Genomic DNA, 423 nt, shown 5'->3' on the forward strand with positions numbered 1-423 from the left:
GGACGATGCCGTCCCGCTGCTGCACGACGGGGTGGATATCATCGCCTCGGGAGAGGACCCCTCCGAACGCAGCTGGGCCGAGGCCCTGACGTTCCGTGATCCCAAATTCCAGCGCATCGTCTCCGAATGCTTCGCCATCCTTGCGGATTCCCAGGCCCTGGACCTCATCGCCAGCCGGGATGCCACCCGGGACGAGATCGCGGCAAAGCGCCACAAAATAGCGGCCTTGCAGCAGGAACTGGTCTCCGCTCCCTCCTCGCACTGGAACCCGCTCAAGGCCACGCGCAGCAGCCTGCAGGAAGATATCGCCGGATTGCGCAAGGAGATCGCAGACCTGGAGCACGGTCTGGAGGCGGACAAAGAGCGCATCTTTGCCGAGATCTCCGCCCGCGGCCTGCCTGTCAGCCGTGAGCAGCTGGAAAC

Annotated in this window: 1 protein-coding gene; it reads left to right on the forward strand. The window is 64.8% G+C overall.

The window, feature by feature from the left end; genetic code table 11:
* Positions 1-423 (forward strand): hypothetical protein (locus tag JWG43_RS18755; protein ID WP_205244426.1); only part of this gene is annotated, 423 nt, incomplete at both ends.

The organism is Desulfobulbus alkaliphilus (genome assembly GCF_016918545.1).
In the GTDB taxonomy this organism is placed as follows: domain Bacteria; phylum Desulfobacterota; class Desulfobulbia; order Desulfobulbales; family Desulfobulbaceae; genus Desulfobulbus; species Desulfobulbus alkaliphilus.